Consider the following 23239-nt stretch of genomic DNA (forward strand, 5'->3'; position numbering starts at 1 on the left):
CGATTCGTGTCATGCCCGGCAGGTGCACTCGAGCCCGGACCGAGTTTCGGCCCGGGCTCGAGTGCAGTACACCTACTCGTGTATATCAGGCGTTACCGCTTTTTAGGCGTTGGCAGCCTTGAACTCGCGACGCGCCGCGTGCAGCAGCGGTTCGGTGTACCCGCTAGGCTGCGTTGCTCCCTGCAAAACTAGGTCCTTGGCGGCCTGGAAAGCGATGTTGCCGTCGAAGTTCGGTGCCATCGGACGGTACAGCGGATCGTCGGCGTTCTGGCGGTCGACGACCGGAGCCATGCGCTCCAGCGCAGCGACAACATCGGCCTCAGTGACGATGCCGTGGCGAATCCAGTTGGCGAGCAACTGGCTGGAGATGCGCAGCGTGGCGCGGTCTTCCATCAGCGCGACGTCGTGGATGTCGGGGACCTTGGAGCAGCCGACACCGTGATCGATCCAGCGCACCACGTAGCCGAGGATCGACTGGCAGTTGTTGTCCAGTTCCTCGCGCTTTTCTTCCTCGGTCCAGTTCGGGTTCGCCGAGAGCGGGATGGTGAGGATGTCGTCGACGTTCGCCGGGTCTCGCTTGGCGATGTCGTTCTGACGCTCGAAGACGTCGACCTCGTGGTAGTGCAGGGCGTGCAGGGTGGCTGCGGTCGGTGACGGCACCCAGGCGGTGTTGGCGCCGGCCTTCGGATGACCAATTTTCTGTTCAAGCATGTCGGCCATCAGATCGGGCATGGCCCACATGCCCTTACCGATTTGCGCCTTGTGCTGGAGGCCAGCGTGCAACCCGGTGTCGACGTTCGAATCCTCGTACGCGTTGAACCAGGTTTGGCCCTTGATCTCGGCCTTGCGAACGAAGGGTCCCGCCTCCATGGAAGTGTGGATTTCGTCTCCGGTGCGGTCCAGGAAGCCGGTGTTGATGAACACGACTCGCTCGGCCGCTGCCTTGATAGCGGCGGCAAGGTTCACCGAAGTGCGGCGCTCCTCGTCCATGATGCCGACCTTGATGGTGTTCGCGGGCAGACCGAGAACCTCTTCGACGCGGCCGAACAGTTCACTGGTGAAAGCAACCTCGTCGGGACCGTGCATCTTGGGCTTCACGATGTAAATCGATCCGGTCCGTGAATTCTGCAGGCCGTCGGCGCTCATGCCGTGGATGCCGATCGCCGAGGTTACGAGGGCGTCGAGAATGCCTTCGGGGACCTCGTTGCCGTTGGCGTCGAGGATGGCTGGGTTGGTCATCAGGTGGCCGACGTTGCGGACGAACAGCAGGCTTCGGCCGTGCAGTTCCACCTCGCCGGTGCCATCCGGGCTGGTGTAGACCCGGTTGGGGTTCAGGGTGCGAGTGAAGGACTTTCCGCCCTTGCTAACCTCTTCGGCGAGATCGCCCTTATTGAGCCCCAGCCAGTTGTGGTAGCCGAGCACCTTGTCATCAGCGTCGACCGCGGCAACGGAATCCTCGAAGTCCATGATCGTGGTGACGGCCGACTCAACGGCGACGTCCTTGACGCCAGCAGCGTCGGTGGCACCGATGGGGGAGTTAGCGTCGATCTGGATTTCCAGGTGCAGTCCGTGGTGACGGAGCAGGATGCCGGTGGGTGCCGACGGCTCACCGGTGTAGCCGGCAAAGGCGGTCGGGTCAGCGAACGTGGTGGTCTGACCGTCGCCGAAGGCGGCAACAACGTCGCCGTCAACGACCGTGTAGGAGGTGACGTCGGCATGGCTGCACTGCTCCAGCGGCACCGCCTTGTCGAGAAAGGCCTTGGCGAAGGCGATGACCTTGTCGCCGCGAACCTTGTTGTACGAACTGCCCTTTTCCGCACCGCCGGTCTCTGGAATGGCATCGGTGCCGTACAGCGCGTCGTACAGCGAACCCCAGCGCGCATTGGAGGCATTCAATGCGAAGCGGGCGTTGAGGATTGGCACCACAAGCTGCGGGCCGGGAACGTTGGTGATCTCTTCGTCGACGTTGGCCGTCGTGATCTGGAAATCATCGGGCACCGGCACCAGGTAGCCGATTTCCTGGAGAAAGGCCTTGTACTCGGCGAAGTCGAAGTCCTTGTGGTCGCGGTGCCAGGCGTCGATCTTGGTCTGGAGTTCTTCGCGAACATCGAGCAGTTCGCGGTTTCGGGGAGCGAGGTCGTTGATTACGGCCGCTGCGCCCGCCCAAAACTTCTCGGGGTCTACTCCCGTACCGGGGAGGGCCTCATTGTTGACGAAGTCGTACAGGACTGTGGCAACCTGCAGTCCGTTGACGGTGACGCGATCGGTCATGGCAACCTTTCCTTAGCGAGTACTTAACTACTCGAAACTCCATATGCGAGGTCCGGGGACCCCAATTTTTTGGAACGTTGACTGTGTGCCGACTAGCTCCGGCGACAGCCCGCCCAACAATTATCCATGGTACAAGGGGTTACTGGCCAGTATCTCCGGGACTCTGCGGTATGTGACGAGCATCGTCAGGTCCCGTGACTTTGCTAGCCGTTACACCCGGTGGGTGGAATCCCGGAGATCGCCGATAAACGATTCGGCGAGATCTGCCAGGGTGAGGACTCCGGTTATCGTGCCGCCTTCGTCAACCACGGCACCCAAGTGAGCACTGGCGCGCCGCAAGATCACCGTCGCTTCGTTCAGCGGCATCGTCGAACGAATCTTGGGTAGCGGTCGAATCTGGTCGACGCCGATCAACGAGTCGGGGCCCACCGTCTCATCGAGGATGTCGTCGAGGACATCCTTGATGTGGAGGTAGCCGATGAAGGAGCCATCAAGGCCCAGCACGGGGAACCGGGAAAAGCCCGTTTCGCGGACGGCGCTTTCAACCGACCCGAGGCTCGGACCCAAACCACCCGTTGCGGCATCGAGTTGGACGTTCACGCTCCGGACGGCCGTCAACGGAATCATGACTTCTGACGCTGTTCGTTCGACGGTCGTCAACGCGCGTGTGAGTCGTTCGTGCTCTTCGGCGTCGAGCAGACCGAGTTCACGCGATTCACCAATCATCGACGCGAGTTCGGTTTCGTTGACGGTAGTAGCCAACTCATCCTTGGGCTGCACGCCAGCCAACCGTAAGGCCAGGTTGGCGGTCCAGTTATAGAACCCGATCAGCGGACGTACTAACCGCATGAACCACAGGTGCGTCGGCACCAACAGCATCGCAACCTTTTCCGGACCGGCCAGGGCGATGTTCTTCGGAACCATTTCGCCGAGCAGGATGTGGAGTATCACGACGATCGCGAGGCCGATCGCGAAGGCAATCGGGTGCAGGAGTCCTTCCGGGACATTCATCCATTCCAACGGGCTGCTGATGAGGTGCGCGATCGCCGGTTCTGCGACACGTCCCAGCAGGATTGAACAGATAGTGATGCCCAGCTGAGAACCAGCCAGCATCAGCGATAAATGCTCGGACGCCGAGATCACGGTTCGGGCGCGTTTCTTGCCGCCTTCTTCGAGCGCGACCAGGCGGTCGCGTCGAGCCGCGATCAGCGAGAACTCGGCCGCCACAAAAAATGCATTGGCGGCCAACAGTACCACGGCCAGCATGATGCCCCAGATATCACCCACGTCGATCTCCGCTCTGGTTCGTCTCTGGCGGTACCGCCGACTGCGTGCCGTTGATAATGGTCATCCAAACTTTGTCGACGCGCCGCTGATCCATCTGGACGACGGTGGCCCGCCACTGCGGTTCAGGGTCGTCGTGCATCAAACTGCCCGCCGTTTCGTGCTGGGGAAGGTCCACGATGTCGCCGGTTCGCGGAATCCGGCCGAGCTGGAACATGATGAGGCCGCCAAGAGTTTCGTACGAACCCTCGGGTGCGCGATAGCCGATCGCGGTCTTGACCTCGTCCAGTCGCAAGAGCCCGGAACACCGGTAGCCGTTGCCGACGGGCGTTACGTCGGATTCTTCGACGTCGTGTTCGTCGGTCACATCGCCAAGAATCTCTTCGACGAGATCCTCTGAGGTCACCAGTCCCGCAGTACCGCCGTATTCGTCGATCACCACGCACACTTCCAAACCGCTGGAAGAAATGCGATCCATGAGTGAATCCCCGTCCAAACTGTCCGGAACTCGGGTCACCGGGCGGGCGAGCGAACGCAGCGATGTGGTCGCCAGGCTTTGCGGGGGGAGCGTAAATGCCTGCTTGATGTGCACGACGCCCACCAGGTTGTCGAGATCGCCAGCCTCAGCGATGAGGAATCGAGAGTGCCCCGTGCGCGATGCCGCCGAGATGAGGTCGCGGACCGAGTCGTTAGGCTCGAGCGATTCGATGCGAACGCGCGGTGTCATCAAGTCTTCGGCTGAGAGGTCGCCAAACCGTAGCGAACGGTCGATCAGCATGGCGGTGTCGGGGTCGAGTGCCCCGCGCAGTGCCGAATTATGAACCAGCGCAGCAAGTTCCGCGGCCGAGCGGGCTGAGCCCAACTCTTCGGTCGGCTCGATGCCGAGACGTCGGACCAGCGCATTCGCCGAATTGTTGAGACCGTTGATGGCGATCCTAAAGAATGCCGAAAACATCGACATGGGCGACGCGGTGGCACGCGCCACCGCCAGGGGCTTCGCGATGGCGAGATTCTTCGGGATCAACTCGCCGAGCACCATCGACAGCGACGTCGCGATGATTAGTGCCAATGCCAGCGAGACGCCGGAGATAGTGCTCTCGGGAACCCGCATCGCGCTCAACATCGGGTCGAAGAGTTTCGCCAGTACCGGTTCGGCGATATAACCGGTGACCAGAGTGGTGATCGTGATACCGAGTTGCGCGCCCGAAAGTTGAAACGACAGCGAACGGTGCGCGCGATCGACGGCGTGTGCACGCCGATCATTACGGCTCGCGACGTCGGCCGCGATCGTTGATCGTTCAAGCGCGGTCAGCGAAAACTCGCCCGCGACGAACAGCGCGGTGCCCAACGTCAGGGCGATGAAACCGGCCAGACTCAGAACAATGATGAGGATTTCCACGAGGGTCGATCACCATCCGCCCGGGAGCGGGCGGCCTTCGGCGAATCCAGCGGCCGACTGTACGCCCAAAACCACGTGGTCATGAAGCTGCTGCAGCGTGGTAGCTCCCACGTAGGTGGCGGTGCTTCGGACACCCGAACATATGTGGTCAATCAAATCTTCAACTCCGGGTCGGTCGGGATCGATGCGGATACGCGAGGAGGAGATGCCCTCCTCGAAGAGTGACTTGCGGGCGAGGTCGTAGGCGGCGTCGCCCGCTGACCGCGCGGCGACAGCCCGTTTGGAGGCCATTCCGAAGCTGACTTTATATTCGCCGGTAGCGTCGCTATGCAGGTCGCCGGGAGATTCGTAGGTCCCCGCGAACCACGATCCGACCATCGCATTCGAGGCGCCCGCAGCGATGGCAAGTGCGACATCTCGCGGATGACGGATGCCGCCGTCGGCCCACACCGCGGCGCCGTGTTCACGTGCGGCGGTCGCACATTCGGCGACCGCGGAAAACTGCGGTCGGCCGACGCCCGTCATCATGCGGGTGGTGCACATGGCACCGGGTCCGACGCCAACCTTGATGATCGAAGCGCCCGCGTCGATTAAGTCAAGCGCACCGCGTGCGGATACGACGTTCCCCGCAGCGAGCGGAACCCCGAGGTCGGCTTTCGCGATCGCCGACAGCGCCGTCAACATCTTCTCTTGGTGGCCATGTGCGGTATCGACGACGAGGAGGTCGGCACCGGCGTCGACGAGTGCCCGAGCTTTACCGACGACGTCGCCATTGATGCCGACCGCCGATGCGATTCGCAATCGGCCAGCGGCATCGACGTTGGGCTGATAGATGCCAGCTCGCAATGCCCCCAGGCGGGTGAGGACACCAACCAGTGCGCCTTCGTCGTCGGTCAGCACCGCCAGGTCCGCATTCGCTTCGACGAGCACATCGAAGACCTGGCGTGGATCAGTGTCGGCAGGCAGCGTTACTGGGATCGGCAGTGCATTCGACCCAAGATCGGTGAACAGGTCGATGTCGTGGCCGGGTAGTGCGCGCGGCACCAAGCCGATCGGGACGCGATGGTCGTCCACGACGACAGCTACACCGTGGGAGCGTTTCGGGATTAGTGCCTGAGCATGTGCCATGAGATCCGAAGCCGTCAGGACTACCGGTGTTTCGGCCACTAGGCTCCGCGATTTTACGTAGGCAATGGTGCTGGCCGCGGCGTCGATCGGTACGTCTTGGGGGAGCACCACGAGGCCACCTCGTCGGGCCACTGTCTCTGCCATCCGCTTTCCAGCAATTGCCGTCATGTTGGCGACGACCAATGGGATTGTGGTGCCGGAGCCGTCGTTCGTAGACATGTCGACGTCAAAGCGCGACGCGACCGCCGAACGGTTGGGCACAACGAATACATCGTCGTAGGTGAGATCGTGGTGCGGCGAGTGGCCTTCGAGGAATCGCATGTCAATAGCCTTTCGCAGCGGACTCGTGCACGTCAGGAATGGGCGATCAACCGACTCAATTCGGTGAGCCACGGGATCGCGACGGCGAGCGTCGGAATCACGAGAATCGCAGCTGCCAGCAAGTAGGCCGTCGCGGAGAGATGAAAGCCCGGCTTCACGTAGCCGAGGCGGCGAATGCGGATTACCGTGGTCGGTCCGCCGACCGCCATGGCACCACTTGGCGCGACCGCATCAACGCACGCAACGAGGGCGCGCCCGACGGTTGTGGGAGTGGTGGCGCGGGCAGCCTGATCGTCGGCGAGGGCCTCAGCAAGCAACTCCACCGCACCGAGCGCCGATTTCGATCGGACAAATCGGGGGAAGGCTTCGTGGGCGGCGATGAAGGCTTCCAGAACCAGGTCGTGGCGGGCACGCAGGTGGGCGCGCTCATGGGCAATAACGGCGGCAAGCTCGGCATCGTCGAGCCGGCCCAGAATGCCTTCACTGAGAACAACCCGACGGCGAAGCCCGGGCAGGCAGTAGGCGAGCGGTGCGGGGACGTCGAGAATGCGGATGTCGCGGCCGTTCTCGCGACTGCGCCCCACGTTGTCGACAAGGTCGATGAGCGCGCGGTGCGCGTTGCGACGGGCGCGGGTGCGGATGCCGACACGAACGACGGTGTACATCAGGCGGGCACCGACAACGAGGGTGAGGATAAAGACGGTCACATAGACCGTCCACATGACGATGCCCAAGCGCTCAATCTCGGCGAACGGGTTGCTGGTGGGCGTTCCGTCGGCTCCGGGTGCCAGCAAGTTGGCTGCGATCGCGAGCCCGGTACTGAAAGCCGAGAGGACGGCGGCCAGAGCGATAGATTGCCAGAGCGTCATTGCCGCGCGTGGAGCGTGCAGTGGCCATGTGGCGCGAGAAAGTGCCGCCGGAATCGGGCCGACCAAAGCGATGGTGAGGATGCCGAACAGCAGTGCGGTCATCGGCCTTCCTCAGCTAGTCAGAGTCGGTATTAAGCGGTCGTCGGTATTTTATGCGGGATCGGGATTTCTCGCTGCGGTTAGCGGTGGCTGGTGCGCCCGGCCTCGAGTTCATCTAGGGCTTCGCGGAGTGCCGCGGCCTCATCTGCGCCGACTCGTCCAACGAATGAGACGAGTGCTGCATGGCGTGAGCCCGGAGCATCGGTGCTGGTGAGCGCTTCGACCATGAGGTTGGCGACCAGATCCTCTCGAGGGGAGGTTGCCTTGTACTGGTGTGCGCGATCGTCGCGGATCTGGGTGACCAGGCCCTTCTTGGTGAGACGCTGCAGTACGGTCATGACGGTGGTGTAGGCAAGCGTGCGATTGGCAGCGAGTTCAGCGTGAACCTGGCGCACCGTCTGCGGTGTCGCCGAAGCCCACAACGTGTCCATCACGGCACGTTCGAGATCGCCCAATCCATTCATCTTCTTCATTCTACGTCGCTTCCCGGTAATAGCCGATTTATGCCAGTGGAGGGGTGTGAATCCTCGGCCTCTTGCGGTCTTTGCTGAATGTTCGGCTGTCTATGGGTCCAACGTCCTACGACGCTCCGTAGTTCCCGATTCGCGGAATGGTTGTCCAGGTCACATCCGGACCGGACGGGATCTTTGGAAAGGGCCACACTGTTGACAGTGGAATTAAGGGTAGCCTACGGTAATTATCAAGGATCGCGTGAGTGTCCTGAGGGCTGCAGAGACCCCCGGTCCGCGACGACGGCCCCCGCGTTCAGCAACTGACCGCGGGGGCCGCCGACGTTCCCTGGCCCTTCCCACCGCGCCCCGGCACACGCGGTGCGGTCCGGAAGTGGCAATGTGCACGGTATGGAAAACGCAGATCACGCAATTGACGTCACTCAGGCTCGAGGCTTCGACAAATTTCTGGGGTTTACCGTGAGCCACGCCGACGGCGATGGAATCCGGGGGACCATGGAGATCACCGAGAATCACCTACAGCCGTTCGGATTGACGCACGGCGGTGTGTACTGCGCGCTCGCCGAAAGCGCCGCCAGCATTAGCGGCTTCTGCTGGTTGCAAGAAACCGGTATCGGCGGCACTGCGGTCGGTGCCAACAACTCCACCGATTTCCTGCGGTCGGCGACCAGCGGAACACTGTCGGTGTCGACGACGCCAATCCATCGAGGGCGCCGCCAGCAGCTGTGGCAGATCGACATCACCGGTGATGATGGCAAGCTCGTCGCGCAATCGCGAGTGCGCCTGCAGAACATTCCGATGCCGACACTGCCAGCCGAGTAGTCCGTCTCCGACGGTCCTGTTCGAATGACTGCGGTCCCCGACAGCTTTCGCTATCGGGGACCGCAGTCATTCCGGCTGATGTGCGCCGAAGGCTAGTCCGTCGACTCTTTCAGGACCTTTTCTTCCACCAGAGCTTCGTCGATGACGATCTCATCGGTGGTTGTGGCCTTTGCTGCCTTGGCCGCGGCGTGCTGGGTATCCGCGGCCTCTTTAGCCTGAGCCTGTGCGGCGGCAGCTTCCGCTCGCGCCGCATCCGCCAGGCGCAGGCGGTCCACATACGACAACTCTGTCAGGGCGGACCGCGCATAGACCTGCTGCTCGGTCACCGCGAGTTGGGTGCGGCCACGCGAGGAGAACGCAAAGAACCAGTTGATGAAGGTGTTGAGGCGATTGCGGAAGCCCACCATGTACACCAGGTGCAGGGCGAGCCAGCCGAGCCACGCGATGTACCCTTCGGTCTCGAACTTCCGTTTGGTACCGGGAATCGGCACCTGCATGACGGCGCTGAACCGGGACACCGTCGCCATCGAACCCTTATCGAAGTAGCTGAACGGCTTGCGTTGCTCGGGTGTCTGGCCCTTACGAATCTCGGCGAGGATCGCGTCGGCTGCGTACCTGCCACCTTGGATTGCGCCCTGTGCCACGCCAGGCACATTCTCGACGGCCATCATGTCGCCGACAACGAAGATATTCGGGTAGCCGGGAATCGCCAGATCGGGGCCCACCTTGACGCGACCCGCCCGGTCGAGTTCCACTCCGGTCTGATCGTTGAGAACCTTGCTAAGCGAGGATGCCTGCACGCCAGCCGACCACACCTTGCATTGGCTCAAGATCCGACGCGTGCTGCCGTCTTTGTCCTTGACCGTGAGGCTATCGTAATCGAGGTCGGTGACCATCGCGCCAAGCTGAACGTCGATCCCCATGCCTTCGAGGCGTTGTTTGGCCTTCTGGCCCAATTTGGGACCGAACGGGCCCAACACGGCCGACGCGGCGTCGAGCAAGATGACATTGGCGTCGGCGGGATCAATGTTCCGGAAGGATCCTTCCAACGTCTTGGCGCTCATCTCGGCGATTTGGCCAGCCAACTCCACGCCGGTCGGACCTGCGCCGATGACGACGAAAGTCAGCAATTTGCGCTGCTCGGCCGGATCGTTCGATAGTTCGGCCTGTTCAAACGCGCCGATGATGCGGCCGCGCAACTCGAGGGCATGGTCGATGGTCTTCATTCCGGGCGCGTACTCGGCGAAGCGGTCGTTGCCGAAGTACGACTGGTCGGCACCGGCGGCCACGATGAGGTCGTCGTAGTACGTTTCGGTGACGCGCTCGAGCAACTGGGAGCGAACCGTCTGGGTCTTCACATCGATGTCGAATACCTCACCGAGGAGAACGCGAGCGTTCTTCTGCTTTCGCAAAATTACGCGCGTGGCCGGAGCGATTTCACCCTCGGCAACGATCCCGGTGGCCACTTGGTAGAGCATCGGTTGAAACAGGTGATGGGTGGTCTTTGCGATCAGCGTGATGTCAACGTCTGCCTTCTTGAGACGCTGCGCCGCAAAAAGTCCGCCGAAACCCGAGCCGATGATCACTACCTGGCGGCGACGCCGCAAGCTGGTGGCAGGGCTGCTGGTCATGGATGCGCTCCTGGGTGCTCGTTCATGTGGCAAAAGCCTCGTGGGTTGGTTCGGTGTCGAAAATGCTGCAATGGGAACTTCTGTGCCAACGGTAGTACGCCAGCGTTACGCGGTCATCCCGGCGGTGCCGGGTCGCAGTCGATGCCGTCCCGGCGGCGGGTGCTTTCGGCCCGCTTCCTGAGGGAGTGCATGCGATGGGCCTCGATTGCGGCGCCAATTGGCACGCAAGACCTCGTATTCCACCTCGCTACCGGTGAAGCCGTCGTCGAATTGTTCGCGCCGGAGATGCTCGGTAGCCAGTCGCATGCCTAGCTTCTGCATCACCCGCTGCGAGCGGATGTTGTCGGGGTGGGTGCTCGCAAAGATGCGTTCGGTGTCGGTGGCGGTGAACGCGAAGGCCATGAGGGCCGAAGCCGCCTCGGTAGCCAGTCCGCGGTGCCATGACGAGCGTTGCAGACGGTAGCTGAGTTCGAGTTCGATCAGTGCCGAATGCCGGGGGAGTCGAAGCCACACCCAGCCGGCAAACTGATCGGAGCGACGGTCGAACGCGACCCAAAGGCCGGTGTCGTGGTCGCGGAATTGTGCCTGCGAGCGGGGAATCACCCAGTCGACGATCGTTGACTGGGGCGTGGGCTCACCGCCGCTCACAAACCGCATTACTTCGCGGTCGGAATCGAGCCGTTGAAGCAAATTGGCATCGTCAACAGCTACCGGTCGAAGCCGAAGTCGTCTGGTGCCGATGTCCACTCGGCGAGTGTATCGGCGACCCCTGACAATCTGCCAGGACTTGCTCAGCTTCGGCGAGGCGACGGGCGGAGCTTGGGGTGAACTGGTGAACGGCGGTGTGTGGGTCCCGGCGATCGGGAATGTCAGACCCGGGCGATATGGTGCAGCCATGTCCGAAACACCGTATGTGGTCGAGATCCAATTGCGCTGGGGCGACATGGATCCCCTTAACCACATCAACAATGTGCATTACGCACGCATTGTTGAAGAAGCCCGCGTGCGCGCCATGCGCGATTGGTTCACCGCTGCCGATCGCGAGTTCTCGATGCTCATTGCTCGGCAAGAGATCGAGTTCGTTACGCCATTGCTGTACAGCCCTGATTCCGCGCTCGTAGAAATCTGGGTATCGAGAATGGGAACCAAGTCGTTCGATTTTGGCTACCGCATCAAGTCTGCCGAAGGCGAAACGTGCGCACTCGCTGAAACCACCTGCGCCGTGGTCGATCCCGCCACCGGACAACCCGTAGTTATCGCGGAGGCCGCACGTCGCTACCTAGAAAACCAAATGGGACCGGAAGTGGAGTTCCGGCGACGTCGATGATCGGCACGCACGAGTAGAAACCTGGATCGAGGGGGACGCCACGATGCTCATCGTTAACCGTGCCGAACAGTCGGGTGCCTTGGTCGACGCGCTCGCGGAGTCACTTCGGATGCCGCTGGCCGACCCCATGCAGACGGAGATTGTCGCCGTACCTGAACGGGGAGTGGAACGATGGCTCCGACAGCAGTTAGCGCTGCGGATCGGGACCGGTGCCACAGCGGATGACGGAATCGCCGCCAATATCTCCTTCGACTCGCCACAGGTGCTACTCCGACAAGTGCTCGCTGGGATCACTACTGACCCAGATGCCGCGGAGAGCTGGTTCTCCGACCAGCTTCGGTGGCCAGTTTTGCGTGTCCTCGACGCCAATATCGACGACCCTGCGCTCGCTGTCCTGGCCATGCATCTGCAGCGTGACAGCGTTGGCGGTGGGCGTCGGCTCTCGACGGCATCCACGATCGCCGGCCTCTTCAGTTCGTACGGCTGGCAACGTCCGACAATGATCGCCGAATGGTCGCGCGGCCTTGATACCGACGGTGCCGGCGGTGAATTGGCTGAGCACCTCGCTTGGCAGCCGTGGTTGTGGCGCCTCGTCCGTGAGGAAGTGGGGCATCCACACCTTGCCGAGGATCTTCCGGCTGTCACCGAGCGGCTCCGCGACAATGCCAGCGCCGTCGACTTGCCGTCCCGGTTCGCTCTTTTTGGCCCCACCCGCATCCCGCAGACCCTGTTTACGGTTCTGCATTCGCTTGCCAACCAGCGAGAAGTGTCGCTGTACTTGCCGCACCCATCGCCCGCCCTGTGGAACCAGGTAGCGAGCGGTGCGCCCGCCACGCCAATCCGGCGGCGCACGCAACGTCTGGCTCCGCGGCTATCTCACCCGTTACTGGCGAGCCTGTCCCGCGACGTGCAAGAACTCCAGGAAGTCCTCCTCCCAACACATTTGGCCGGTGCCGATCGCAGTCGGCACCTCCAGACTGGACCGGCCGAGGCCGCCACCGTCTTGACTGCGCTCCAGGACGGCATCCGTCGGGACGACCCCGGGCCGGCCGTGGCATTGACGGAACTCAGTGGTTCCGACGGCAGCGTCGAAGTGCATGCATGTCACGGTGCGGGTCGTCAGGTGGAAGTGCTCCGCGATCGACTCCTGCATCTGTTCAACGCCGACCCCACCCTGGAACCACGTGATGTCCTCATCATGTGCCCGGATGTGGAGACCTTTGCACCGCTCATCGGCGGTGTCTTCGGGCAGTCGGGCCTCGGTCGCGACCATCCCGCCTTTTCGCTTCGAGTGCGGCTCGCTGACCGAGGACTCCGTTCCCAGAACGCTGTCCTCGATGTCGTCGCCCGAATTCTGGACCTGGCGGCAGGTCGCGTGCGGGCGGGGGACCTGCTGGACCTTGTCAGTGCCGAACCGGTCCGGCACCGTTTCAATTTCTCCGTCGAGGACATCGACGCGATAACCGGGTGGGTGCAGCGTTCGGGTATTCGGTGGGGCATCGACGATGCTGGACGCACACGGTTCGGGCTCGGGGGATTCCCCCAGGGCACCGTCCAGAGCGGTCTCGACCGAATTCTGCTCGGGGTGGTCGCGGAAGAGGCCGAGAATGAATGGCTTGCAACAGCATTGCCACTATCGGGAATCGACTCCACCGACACCGACCTCGCAGGTCGATTCGCGGAATTTGCTCAGCGGACAGCGTCCCTCCTTCAGCGGGTCTCGCAACGGCACAGTGCACCCGAGTGGTCATCCCTGCTCCTGGAAATCGTCGACCTTCTCACCGACACCACCTCGGACACCGAGTGGCAGCGGGCACAGGCGGTCGGCATGGTCACCGAAACACTCACCGTTCCCGAGGGCGCGGAACCGTCCGAGTTGGAGCTTGGCGACCTTCGGGACCTGATGTCGCAGCTGGTTCAGGCACGACCCACGAGATCAAACTTTTGCACCGGCGAACTCACCGTCTGCTCAATGGTGCCAATGCGTTCGGTACCGCATCGGGTGATCGTTGTCCTCGGGATGGACAGCGGGGCATTCCCCCGCTCGTCTGCAATCGACGGCGATGACATTCTGCAGGTGGCGCCGATGGTTGGGGAGCGCAACGTGCGCGACGAAGATCGTCAGACCTTCCTTGATGCCATTGGTGCCGCCACCGAGAATCTGTTGGTGTTCTACTCGGGTGCCAACCCGTTGACCGGGGCCCAGACGCCGCCAGCAGTGGTGGTCTCCGAACTCCTCGATGCAGTTCGCAACACCCTGGGAATCGCGCCGGGGCAACCGGTCCCAGTGCTGCACCGACACAGCTTGCATGCCTTCGACGAACAGAACTTCGCCCACGACGACAGCGCCGTACCGGGATCTGTACCGTTCAGCTTCGACCGCGACCTTCTTCCCGCCGCGCGCTCGTTGAGCGTGCTCACCCGATCCGGGGATCGGGGGCGGCCACCGCCGGTCATCGCCGATGAGAAACTCTCTCGCGTCGACGTCACCGGAGACGTCGATCTGGACGACTTGATCTCGTTCTTCGCCGCACCTGTGGAGGGCTACGCACGCCAGCGACTCGGCGTCGGGCTGCCCGACGCCGCAGATGCGCACAGTGATGAACTGGCGGTCAGTCTCGACGGACTGGAGAAATGGGGCGTTGGCAATCGTTATCTGACTGCCCTCCTCAACGGCGCGGATGGAACTGCCGCGCAGGGTGCCGAGCTTCGTCGAGGCACCCTGCCGCCGTTTGCCTTTGGCGCACGCGAGTTTGCCCCGATACGCGACAAGGCCCGTGCCGTGGCGACCGCAGCGGAGGGATACCGCAGCGATTCGGCCGATGCCATCGACGTCCGTGTTCGACTTCCCGAGGGCCGCAGACTGTACGGCACGGTAGGGGATGTGTTTTCCCGGCGACTGGTTCCGGTCAGCTATTCACGATTGGCGCCAAAGCATCGACTGGCGGCGTGGATTCGACTCCTGGCCATGGCGGCGGGCTCGGACAACCCGGCGTCCGAGGCGATCATCATCGGTAGCGCATCGGGCCGCTACCCGTCGGCCAAAGTGAGCCGCCTGCGAGCGCCAGACAATGCCGCCGATATCCTGACCGCGCTCGTCGCGATTCGCGACGTAGGGCTTTCGGCACCGATCGGCCTCACTCTTGATGCCGCGGAAGCCGCTGCCTCGGAGTTTCTGCGGACCGATTCAGACTTCAAAGCCTTGCGGCGTGCCCGGTTTACCTACGGCAAGTCGTATTCGGACGCCAACCGGTATGCGGGACTGGTGTTCCACGGCGACCCGGACGCGGACGTGGGCTTTGACGTGCTCATTAACGCCGTCCCGAACCTCACCCAGTTGGCGGAAGTGGCGGACACGCTGCCCGGCGACGAGACGACGAACATGTACGTGAGGCTCGCCACCATCCTGTTCGGACCGCTGCGCTCGCACGAGGAGGATCGATGACCGCCACCGGCACCGATCATGCTGCCGCCTTCGACCTGACCGCACCGCTGCCTCAGGACACCCTGGTGCTGGAGGCGAGTGCGGGCACCGGCAAAACCTATGCGATGGTCGCGCTGGCTGTGCGCTACCTAGCCGAGGGCGTGCCCATCTCAAACCTGCTGATGGCGACATTCTCCAACGCCGCGTCGGCCGAACTTCGCGACCGAACCCACTCGCGCCTCACCCAATGTGTTGCGGATCTCGCCGATCCGGTGAGTGCTCGGCAGTCGTCGGACACATTGGTGGCGTTTCTCGCTGAAGTTGATGACGCGGAGGTACAAGTTCGCCGTGACAGACTCGCCGATGCCCTCTCCGATTTCGACGCGGCAACCATGGCGACGACACACACTTTCTGTAATCGAATGCTCGCCGCGCTGGGCTTCCTCGGGGGACGCCAGCAGCAGTTTCCAATCCTAGAAAATGTCGACGAGATGGTTGCCGAGCTCGCCCGTGATGCGTACCTGGCGCGGTTCGCTGGCGATCCCGATTCGGCGCCCGACTTCGCCGATGCTGAGGAAATCGCGATCAAGGCGGTCCGCGACCCGGCTGCCCTCCTGGCACCCGTACGCGATGACGAACGCAGCGACGATTCCGACGTTCGCGTGTGGATCGCGGAGCAAGCCCGCAAACACACCGCATTGCGGAAGCGGCTCGCACGCGTCCGCACCTACGATGACCTGCAGCAATCGCTGTACGAGATCGTCACCGACGACCTCATCGGCGACGAGGCCTGCCGCCGGATCCGGCTGCAGTACGACGTGGTCCTCATCGATGAGTTTCAAGACACCGACCCCCAGCAGTGGGCGATCGTTCGTCGGTGTTTTGATGGCCACTTACCTCTGGTGTTGGTAGGCGACCCCAAACAATCGATCTACGCCTTTCGCGGCGCGGAGGTCCTGAGCTATCTCAACGCGGTTCAGACAGCGGGGGAGCAGCGTCGTCTCACCGTGAACTGGCGCTCGGACCAAGCGGTCGTCGACGGTGTCGGCGTGCTGTTCGACGCCGCGACCCTGGGCAATCCGCAGATCGCGTACCGCCCGGTCACCGCCAACCGGCCCGGTTCGCGACTGCGTGGTGCGCCGGCAGTCCGCATTCGCGCCTTCACGAAACGCGACTTCAGCCAGAAGACGCAGGACGGTACGACCCCACTGGTGCGCCAAGTACGCGACTTCGTGACCGAGGATGTCGCCAACGACATCGCGGGAGTCCTCGCCAGCACCACAGTCACCCTCGACGACGGCGAAACCAGACCTGTAAAACCCGGTGATATTGCGGTTCTGCTGCGCGCCAACCGGACTATTGCACCACTCCAACGGGCGCTGGCAGACCGCGGAGTCGCCTCGGTCGTGACATCCGGAACATCGATCTTCGCCACGCCAGCCGCACGATTCTGGTGGTATGTGCTGACGGCAATCGAAAGCCCGTCGCGTCAGCCGCGCGTGCGTCTCGCCGCGCTGACCCCGATCGTTGGACTGTCGGCACAAACGTTGGAACATCAGGGCGAGACGGGCGTCGGCACTCTCGCCGGGCAGTTCGCCGAACTCGGACGAGTCTTCGATGACGGCGGGTTTGCCGCAATGTCAGCTCGCCTTTTTTCCGAGTTCTCCACGGCAGCAAGGCTTCTCGAGATGGCGGACGGTGAACGACTGCTGACGGACATCCTGCAGCTATCCGAACTGTGCAACCGGCACACCGCTGAGAATGCGGCAGGCTTGGCGTCGCTGGTGGATTGGCTCGGCAACCAGATCGACGACGGTGCCTCGTGGGGGCAGCAACGCGACGCCACCCGACGTTTGGATCGGGACACCGAAGCGGTGCAGATCATGACCGTCCATGCGTCAAAAGGACTCGAGTTCCCCATCGTGTACGTGCCGTTCGGTTGGGACGGCGTGAGCCACCCCAACCCGGCGACGTTCCTGTTCCACGATGGCGATCAGCGCTTCCTCGATGTCGGTGGCAAGAAAGCCCGCGGCTATGCGCGCCGCGACCGGCAAGCACGCGCCGAAAGTGCGGGCGAAGACCTCCGACTGCTATATGTGGCGGCGACTCGGGCCCGCAGTCAGGTGGTTCTGTGGTGGGCCCCGAGTACGACGACTGCGCGCGGGGCTCTGCATCGCCTCCTGTTCACTGCCGCCGATCGTCGAATCAGTGCCCGCGCGGGAGTCGTCACGCCGATTCCTGAGACGGTGCCGATCCCTGAGTCTGACCACGATTCGGTAGCGGTGCTCCGCGACTTGGCTACCTATGGCGAGTCGATTGTCGTTGAACCTGCGGGTCGCGAAGCGCGCTGCGAATGGCGGCCGTCGTCGCTGCCGGACGCCGCACCGGAGTTGGACGTCGCGATCTTCTCTCGCCGTATCGATCAGCATTGGCGTCGCACGTCGTATTCGGCAATCGTCGCCGACGCGCATGCAGCGATGCATGCGCAGGCGCAGGCGCCGACACCGCCGTCGATGGTGCTCTCAGGCAGCGAGCCGGAAGACGTTTTACGACCCGACGAACCCGACGACATCGGAGCAGCGGGCCCCGGCGTGGAGACGGCGTCGCCCACGGAAATTGCTGGCATGCCGTCGCCGATGAATGGCCTGCCGTTCGGTGCCGGATTTGGCACCCTGGTGCACGAGGTGCTGGAGCACGTCGACACGTCATCGACCGATCTGGAAGCGCACGTTCACCAGATGTGCCGCCAGGGGGCCATCGCGCGCGGCGTCGACATCGACGTCGACGTGCTGGCGCGCGCCCTGATTGGAGTGTTGACGACACCGCTGAACGGGATGGACGGTCCAGCCTGGGATCTGTGGAGTGTGAAGCCCGGCAATCGTCTCGCGGAAATGGATTTTGAACTGCCACTTTCGGCGGCCTCAGGTGGATTTGGGCTTGCTGCTGTTGGGGACCTGCTGGCCCGGCATCTGCTGCCGGGTGATCCCCTTGCGCCCTACGCGGATCAGGTCCGGACAGTGTCGTCGGACCGATTCAGCGGCTTCCTCACCGGCAGCATCGACTCGGTGCTGCGCACGCCGCAGGGCCGTTTCATGGTGGTCGACTACAAGACCAACCGGCTCCGACCGGGCGAACTCGCCGTCACCGATTTCGACACCGAAGCGATGGCTGCGGAAATGATGGTCGCGCACTATCCGCTCCAGGCACTGCTGTATTCCGTTGCGCTGCACCGGTATCTGCGATGGCGGGTGGCCGATTATGAGCCGGCCGTGCATCTGGGGCCGGTGCAGTACCACTTCGTTCGCGGTATGGCTGGGCCAAAGACCCCCGACGGTTGCGGGGTTTTCCAATGGAACCTCCCGGCTTCCCTGGTTACAGCCATGTCGGATCTCTTGGCCGGGTGCGACGAGGGGAGCGCAAAGTGACTGTCGCCAAATCCGCTAGCGGCAGAAGTTCGTCTTCACGGTCGCACTCACAGCAGGTGGCCCTCGGCTCCGACCTGCTGACACCTTTCAACGATGCGGGCATCCTCAACTCCGCTGACGTACACGTGGCGCGGCGGATCGCTGAACTCTCGGGCGCGCCCGTGAGCGAGAATGTCTTGCTCGCGGCGGCGCTGGCTGTCCGAGCAGTTCGCAGCGGTTCGACCTGCGTGGAACTCGGCAGCCTCGCCGAGTTGCCGTCGCCGGGTGCCGACGCCGAAGGTGCCGCACCGCTCCCGTGGCCAACTCCGGAAGCCGTCGTCAACGACCTGCGCGCGTCGCACTTGGTGACCGGGTGCCCGTCGGGTCCGCTCCGGCCATTGGCTCTGGCGTACTCCGACGACGGACCACTGCTGTACTTGCGCAAGTACTTTCGGCAAGAGCAGAGCATTCGGCGGATCCTCGACGAACGCGCAACGTCGCGTCCCAACGCCGATGCCGCGACACTGACAGCTGCACTCGACGCGGCATTCGGTGCCACCGATCCCGCCGGCTACGACCGTCAGCGCGCGGCAGCTGCGGTGGCGGCGACGTCGTGGACCACAGTCCTCGCGGGTGGCCCGGGGACGGGTAAGACGTACACCGTCGCAAGAATCCTGGCCGTCATGGAATCGCTGTTCGACGGAGATTTACGGATCGGCCTGTGTGCCCCCACCGGGCGCGCGGCGGCGCAGCTGCAGACGTCGATCGGTGAATATCGGCGTAGCAACCAATCTCTGCGGACCGATCCGTCGGCCGTGACCGTTCACCGTCTGTTGGGCTCACGCCCAGACGGGACGTTTGTTCGGGGGAGCGGCAATAGGTTGCCGTTCGATGTGGTGGTTGTTGATGAGACCTCGATGCTGCCCGTCACCATGATGTGCCGGCTGCTGGAGTCACTGCGCAGCGATACGCGACTGATCCTGGTGGGGGATCCGCACCAATTGGTTTCGGTCGAGGCTGGCGCAGTGCTTGCGGACTTGGTCGACCGCGATCAGGCCGAGCGTGAACACAGTGCTCTGCCGGAGACGTTTGTTCAGGCTGCAGCGTTAGAGTCGGCTGATTTTGATGAGGCAGAACGGGCTGCGCTGGCCCGCGGTGTGATCACGCTGCGTCGCGGGCACCGCTACGGCGACCGGATTGGCGAGATCGCCGAGGCGGTCAATTCTGGCAACGCCGACCGCGTGCTCGAACTCGTTGGTCGCGGTGCGAAGACCGACCATCCGGTGCGGCTCATCGATCCAGAAGATGCCGAAGCGGTTCGGGCCGATGCCGTCGACTGGGCGCGTGCGCTGCGCCTCGGTGCCGAGGCCGGAGATGCGAAGGCGGCAGTGCAGGCGCTCCGCGGGCATCGCGTGCTGTGCGCACACCGCGACGGTCCCTACGGTGTCGCAGGCTGGTCACGGAAGGTCATCGGATGGATCAGCGACGACCTGGGCGCAGCGACCACGGGTGCGGCTGCCGGTGGTTGGTATCCGGGTGAGCCGCTGTTGGTGACGGCAAACGACCGCACCCAGGATGTCTACAACGGTGACTCCGGCGTTGTCATCACCACCGAAGACGGCGGCATGGCGGCCGTCTTTGAGCGAGGCGACGACATTAAGACCTTGCATCCCAGCCAGTTGGCGGCGGCAGTCCCGGTGTACGCCATGACAATTCACCGCAGTCAAGGCAGCCAGTTTGGCACCGTGACCGTGGTGTTGCCGCCGCCGGACGCAGAGCTTCTCACGCGGGAACTGCTTTACACCGCGATTACCCGCGCCGAAAACGAGGTCAACATCATCGGCACTCCGGAAGCTTTGCGCGCCGCAGTGCAACGCCGCGTCGCACGCGCTTCCGGCCTCCGCGCCGCTCTTACCGAATACCTCCCCGACTAACTTCCCTTTTCTGTCACAATTCGGACTTTCCGTCACCAAACGACACGATCGGTGACGGGACCGGCGGCGGCCGGTGGGCCGATGTGACAGAAAAGGGGCGTCGTTAGACGAGGTCGGCGCCGCCCGGCACCAAATCTCGCCGCATGTACGCCTCGGAACCCAGGAAGAGTCGCTGCTCGGGCGAAGGTAGCGCAGCGAATTCTTTCATCGTCTGGCTTCGCTCCAGTTCAGTCTGGTGACACCTGATTGCCCGAATTTTGCAGCCGACGCAGTCGGACACGTCGACCGTCACATCAATGCGGTCGGCGGGAGTGCCCCGAACCGGCAGATGGGTGTCGTACTCCATGTGCGGCGCCAAGGCTTCGACCGTCGACTCGGGGATGGTGATGAAATACATCGACTTGACCTGCCACGGCGCACCCAGATTGGGGTGGTAGGGGGCAATAGAGGCCGCGTCGGCTGCGGCGCACGCCAGCCGGTTAGCGTGAATATGGTCGGGGTGTCCGTACATCCCGTAGGCGTCGTAGGTGACGACGATGTCGGGCTTGAGATCCCGAATGTGAGCGACCAGCGCGGCAACCTGCTCGTCGAAAGGCGCGAGAATGAACGCCGTCGCACCCGGTGCCGACTCGGGAACAAAACTGTCGGCGTAGCCCAGCATGATGGGATCTGATGCGAGCCCTAATTCGCGCCCGGCATCGCACAGTTCACTGTGCCGCACGGTGCCGCGAACCCAGGTGCACGTCACCAGCGACACGTGACCACCTTGGCGAGCATGGCGTGCAATGGTGCCGCCGGTCCACAACGATTCGTCGTCGGGGTGGGCGTGGACAAATAGTGCACGAGCGATGCCTGACACAGCCTCACCCTACGCGCCGCGCTCACGGTAAACTCAGCCGCGCGAATTCAGTTTCTTGACAAGGAGTCTCTCTGTGGCATCGCAGGTGTATGAGTTTCAGGCCCAGGCACGTCAGCTTTTGGACCTGATGGTTCATTCGATCTACTCGAACAAGGACAGTTTCCTGCGCGAGTTGATCTCGAACTCTTCGGACGCCGTCGACAAGCTGCGACTGGAAGGCCTCCGGAACAAAGACCTCGACGCCGATATCTCTGACCTGCACATTCGCCTCACGCCCGATAGTGAAGCGCGCACGCTGACAGTCGCCGACAACGGAATCGGCATGACTCGCGACGAAGTGATCGATCTGATCGGCACCGTCGCCAAGTCGGGTACGGATGAACTGCGGCGCAAGCTGGCCGAAAACGACGCCGCCGACGCCAGCGACCTGATCGGCCAGTTCGGTATCGGTTTCTACTCGGTGTTCATGGTTGCCGATCGCGTTGAGCTTCTCACCCGCAAGGCGGGCGAAACTGTCGGTACACGCTGGGAGTCGACCGGCGACGGAACCTACACCCTCGACGAGGTTGCTGACGCGCCGCAAGGCACGTCGATCACTTTGCACCTGAAGCCGGTGGACGAAGAGAATGCCGTTCACGACTATGCGAACCAGATGGTGCTGCGCGGCCTCGTGAAGAAGTACTCGGACTTTATTTCGTGGCCGATCCGCATGCAGGTGACCAAGCAAGTTCCTGGCGAAGGCGACGCTGAACCGACCGTCGAAGAGGTCGACGAAACCCTTAACTCGCAGAAGGCATTGTGGGCGAAGAACCCGAGCGAGGTCTCGAAGGAGGAGTACGCCGAGTTCTATCGCCACGTTTCGCACGCCTGGGATGAACCACTCGAGACGATTTCGGTGCACGCCGAAGGCACCTTCGAATACCAGGCACTGTTGTTTATCCCGACGCAAGCACCGTTCGACCTGTTTATGCCCGAGCAGTCGACGGGCATTCACCTTTACGTTAAGCGCGTGTTCATCATGGACGACGCCGCCGAACTGATGCCCGTCTACCTGAGGTTTGTGCAAGGTGTCGTCGACGCAGCAGACCTGTCGCTGAATGTGTCACGCGAGATCCTGCAGCAGGACCGGCAGATCCGGGCGATCCGCCGTCGCCTCGTCAAGAAGGTCATCGCGGCCGTGCAGGAGATCCAGGCGCAGCGTCCCGAGGACTACCAGACCTTCTGGGCCAACTTCGGGCGCGTCTTCAAGGAAGGCTTGATCAACGATCAGGACAACGCGCAGGCCATCCTTAAGGCGTCGGTGTTCGCCTCCACCCAGAATGAGACCGAGCCGACTCGCTTGGCCGACTACGTGACCCGCATGAAGCCCGAGCAGGACGTCATTTACTACATGACGGGCGAATCCCGCACCCAGATTGAGCGATCGCCGCACCTGGAAGCGTTCCGCGCCAAGGGTATTGAAGTGCTGCTGTTGTCGGACCCGGTCGATGAAGTGTGGGTGTCGGCCATTCCGGACTTCGACGGCAAAAAGTTTGTGTCGGTCGCCAAGGGGGTCGTCGACCTCGACGGTGCCGACGACGAGGCCGACGACGAAACAAAGTCCAAGCGCGAGGAAGAGTTCGCGCCGCTGCTGTCGTGGATGGGCGAGACCCTCACCGACGAAGTGACCGAGGTTCGGTTGACGAATCGTCTCACCGAGTCGGCAGCGTGCCTGGTCGGTGATGACTTCTCGATGACTCCGCAACTTGAGAAGCTATATCGGGCATCGGGCCAAGAGGTGCCCCGATCGAAGCGAATCCTGGAACTGAACCCGGACAACGCGTTGGTTTCGGCGCTGGCCGGAAAGTTTGGCACCGCCGACGACCACACGGACCTGGAGTCGACGGCCAAACTCGTCTACGCGGCGGCCGTCCTTGCTGAGGGCGGCGACCTCGAAGACCCCGCTGAGGTGGCCAAGCTGCTCGCGGAAACTCTCACCCAGAGCCTCGGCTGACGCG

The 23239-nt window shown here is 62.9% G+C and carries 15 protein-coding genes; 6 read left to right on the plus strand and 9 right to left on the minus strand.

Annotation, left to right across the window (positions count from 1 at the left end; translation table 11 throughout):
• Positions 1-102: 102 nt before the first annotated feature.
• From AC1L34_RS04075 to AC1L34_RS04100, 6 genes are all read right to left on the minus strand, one after another.
• Positions 103-2271, minus strand: a complete 2169-nt coding sequence (locus AC1L34_RS04075) for a malate synthase G (protein WP_424322749.1) — start codon at positions 2269-2271, stop codon at positions 103-105.
• A 210-nt stretch (positions 2272-2481) separates the two neighbouring features.
• Entirely contained in the window at positions 2482-3558 is a 1077-nt protein-coding gene (locus AC1L34_RS04080; protein WP_480035118.1) for a hemolysin family protein, read from the minus strand.
• Positions 3551-4954 carry a hemolysin family protein gene (locus AC1L34_RS04085; RefSeq protein WP_424323282.1) on the minus strand — a complete coding sequence of 468 codons (1404 nt, stop codon included), beginning with the start codon at positions 4952-4954 and terminating at the stop codon, positions 3551-3553. Before AC1L34_RS04085 ends, AC1L34_RS04080 begins: the two co-directional genes overlap by 8 nt.
• A 9-nt stretch (positions 4955-4963) precedes the next feature.
• Positions 4964-6403, minus strand: coding sequence for a GMP reductase (gene guaB1, locus AC1L34_RS04090; RefSeq protein WP_424322752.1), 1440 nt, complete (start codon positions 6401-6403; stop codon positions 4964-4966).
• Between the two features lie 32 nt (positions 6404-6435).
• Positions 6436-7374 (minus strand): M56 family metallopeptidase, encoded by a 939-nt coding sequence (locus AC1L34_RS04095; protein ID WP_424322753.1) that lies wholly within the window; start codon positions 7372-7374, stop codon positions 6436-6438.
• Between the two features lie 77 nt (positions 7375-7451).
• Positions 7452-7844 carry a BlaI/MecI/CopY family transcriptional regulator gene (locus AC1L34_RS04100; protein ID WP_424323284.1) on the minus strand — a complete coding sequence of 131 codons (393 nt, stop codon included), beginning with the start codon at positions 7842-7844 and terminating at the stop codon, positions 7452-7454.
• A 387-nt stretch (positions 7845-8231) separates the two neighbouring features.
• On the opposite strand from AC1L34_RS04100, the gene AC1L34_RS04105 reads away from it, so the two are divergent.
• Entirely contained in the window at positions 8232-8663 is a 432-nt protein-coding gene (locus AC1L34_RS04105) for a PaaI family thioesterase (RefSeq protein WP_424294373.1), read from the plus strand.
• 92 nt (positions 8664-8755) lie between these two features.
• Here AC1L34_RS04105 and AC1L34_RS04110 read toward each other — a convergent pair whose 3' ends face one another.
• A complete protein-coding gene (locus AC1L34_RS04110; RefSeq protein WP_424294372.1) occupies positions 8756-10294 on the minus strand; it encodes an NAD(P)/FAD-dependent oxidoreductase in 1539 nt (512 codons plus the stop codon).
• 105 nt (positions 10295-10399) lie between these two features.
• Complete coding sequence (locus AC1L34_RS04115) at positions 10400-11191, minus strand: GNAT family N-acetyltransferase (RefSeq protein WP_480035119.1); 792 nt, start codon at positions 11189-11191, stop codon at positions 10400-10402.
• Here AC1L34_RS04115 and AC1L34_RS04120 point away from each other — a divergent pair.
• From AC1L34_RS04120 to recD, 4 genes are read left to right on the plus strand one after another with little or no spacing between them, the layout of a single operon-like run.
• Positions 11190-11621: an acyl-CoA thioesterase gene (locus AC1L34_RS04120; RefSeq protein WP_424294370.1), complete on the plus strand. Its 432-nt coding sequence runs from the start codon at positions 11190-11192 to the stop codon at positions 11619-11621. The genes AC1L34_RS04115 and AC1L34_RS04120 overlap by 2 nt on opposite strands.
• A 43-nt stretch (positions 11622-11664) precedes the next feature.
• A complete protein-coding gene (recC, locus tag AC1L34_RS04125) occupies positions 11665-15066 on the plus strand; it encodes an exodeoxyribonuclease V subunit gamma (RefSeq protein ID WP_480035120.1) in 3402 nt (1133 codons plus the stop codon).
• The gene (locus AC1L34_RS04130) at positions 15063-18470 is read left to right on the plus strand and encodes a UvrD-helicase domain-containing protein (RefSeq protein ID WP_480035121.1); all 3408 of its coding nucleotides are present in this window, start codon (positions 15063-15065) and stop codon (positions 18468-18470) included. Before recC ends, AC1L34_RS04130 begins: the two co-directional genes overlap by 4 nt.
• Positions 18467-20383: an exodeoxyribonuclease V subunit alpha gene (recD, locus tag AC1L34_RS04135; RefSeq protein ID WP_424294367.1), complete on the plus strand. Its 1917-nt coding sequence runs from the start codon at positions 18467-18469 to the stop codon at positions 20381-20383. The genes AC1L34_RS04130 and recD overlap by 4 nt, the downstream gene beginning before the upstream one ends.
• Before the next feature lie 103 nt (positions 20384-20486).
• Here the strand turns inward: recD and AC1L34_RS04140 are convergent, their stop codons facing one another.
• Positions 20487-21242, minus strand: coding sequence for a PIG-L family deacetylase (locus AC1L34_RS04140; protein WP_424294366.1), 756 nt, complete (start codon positions 21240-21242; stop codon positions 20487-20489).
• A gap of 127 nt (positions 21243-21369) precedes the next feature.
• On the opposite strand from AC1L34_RS04140, the gene htpG reads away from it, so the two are divergent.
• Positions 21370-23235 (plus strand): molecular chaperone HtpG, encoded by a 1866-nt coding sequence (htpG, locus tag AC1L34_RS04145; RefSeq protein WP_480035303.1) that lies wholly within the window; start codon positions 21370-21372, stop codon positions 23233-23235.
• The last annotated feature ends 4 nt before the right edge of the window (positions 23236-23239 follow it).

It is taken from the genome of Gordonia sp. 34D (genome assembly GCF_056682775.1).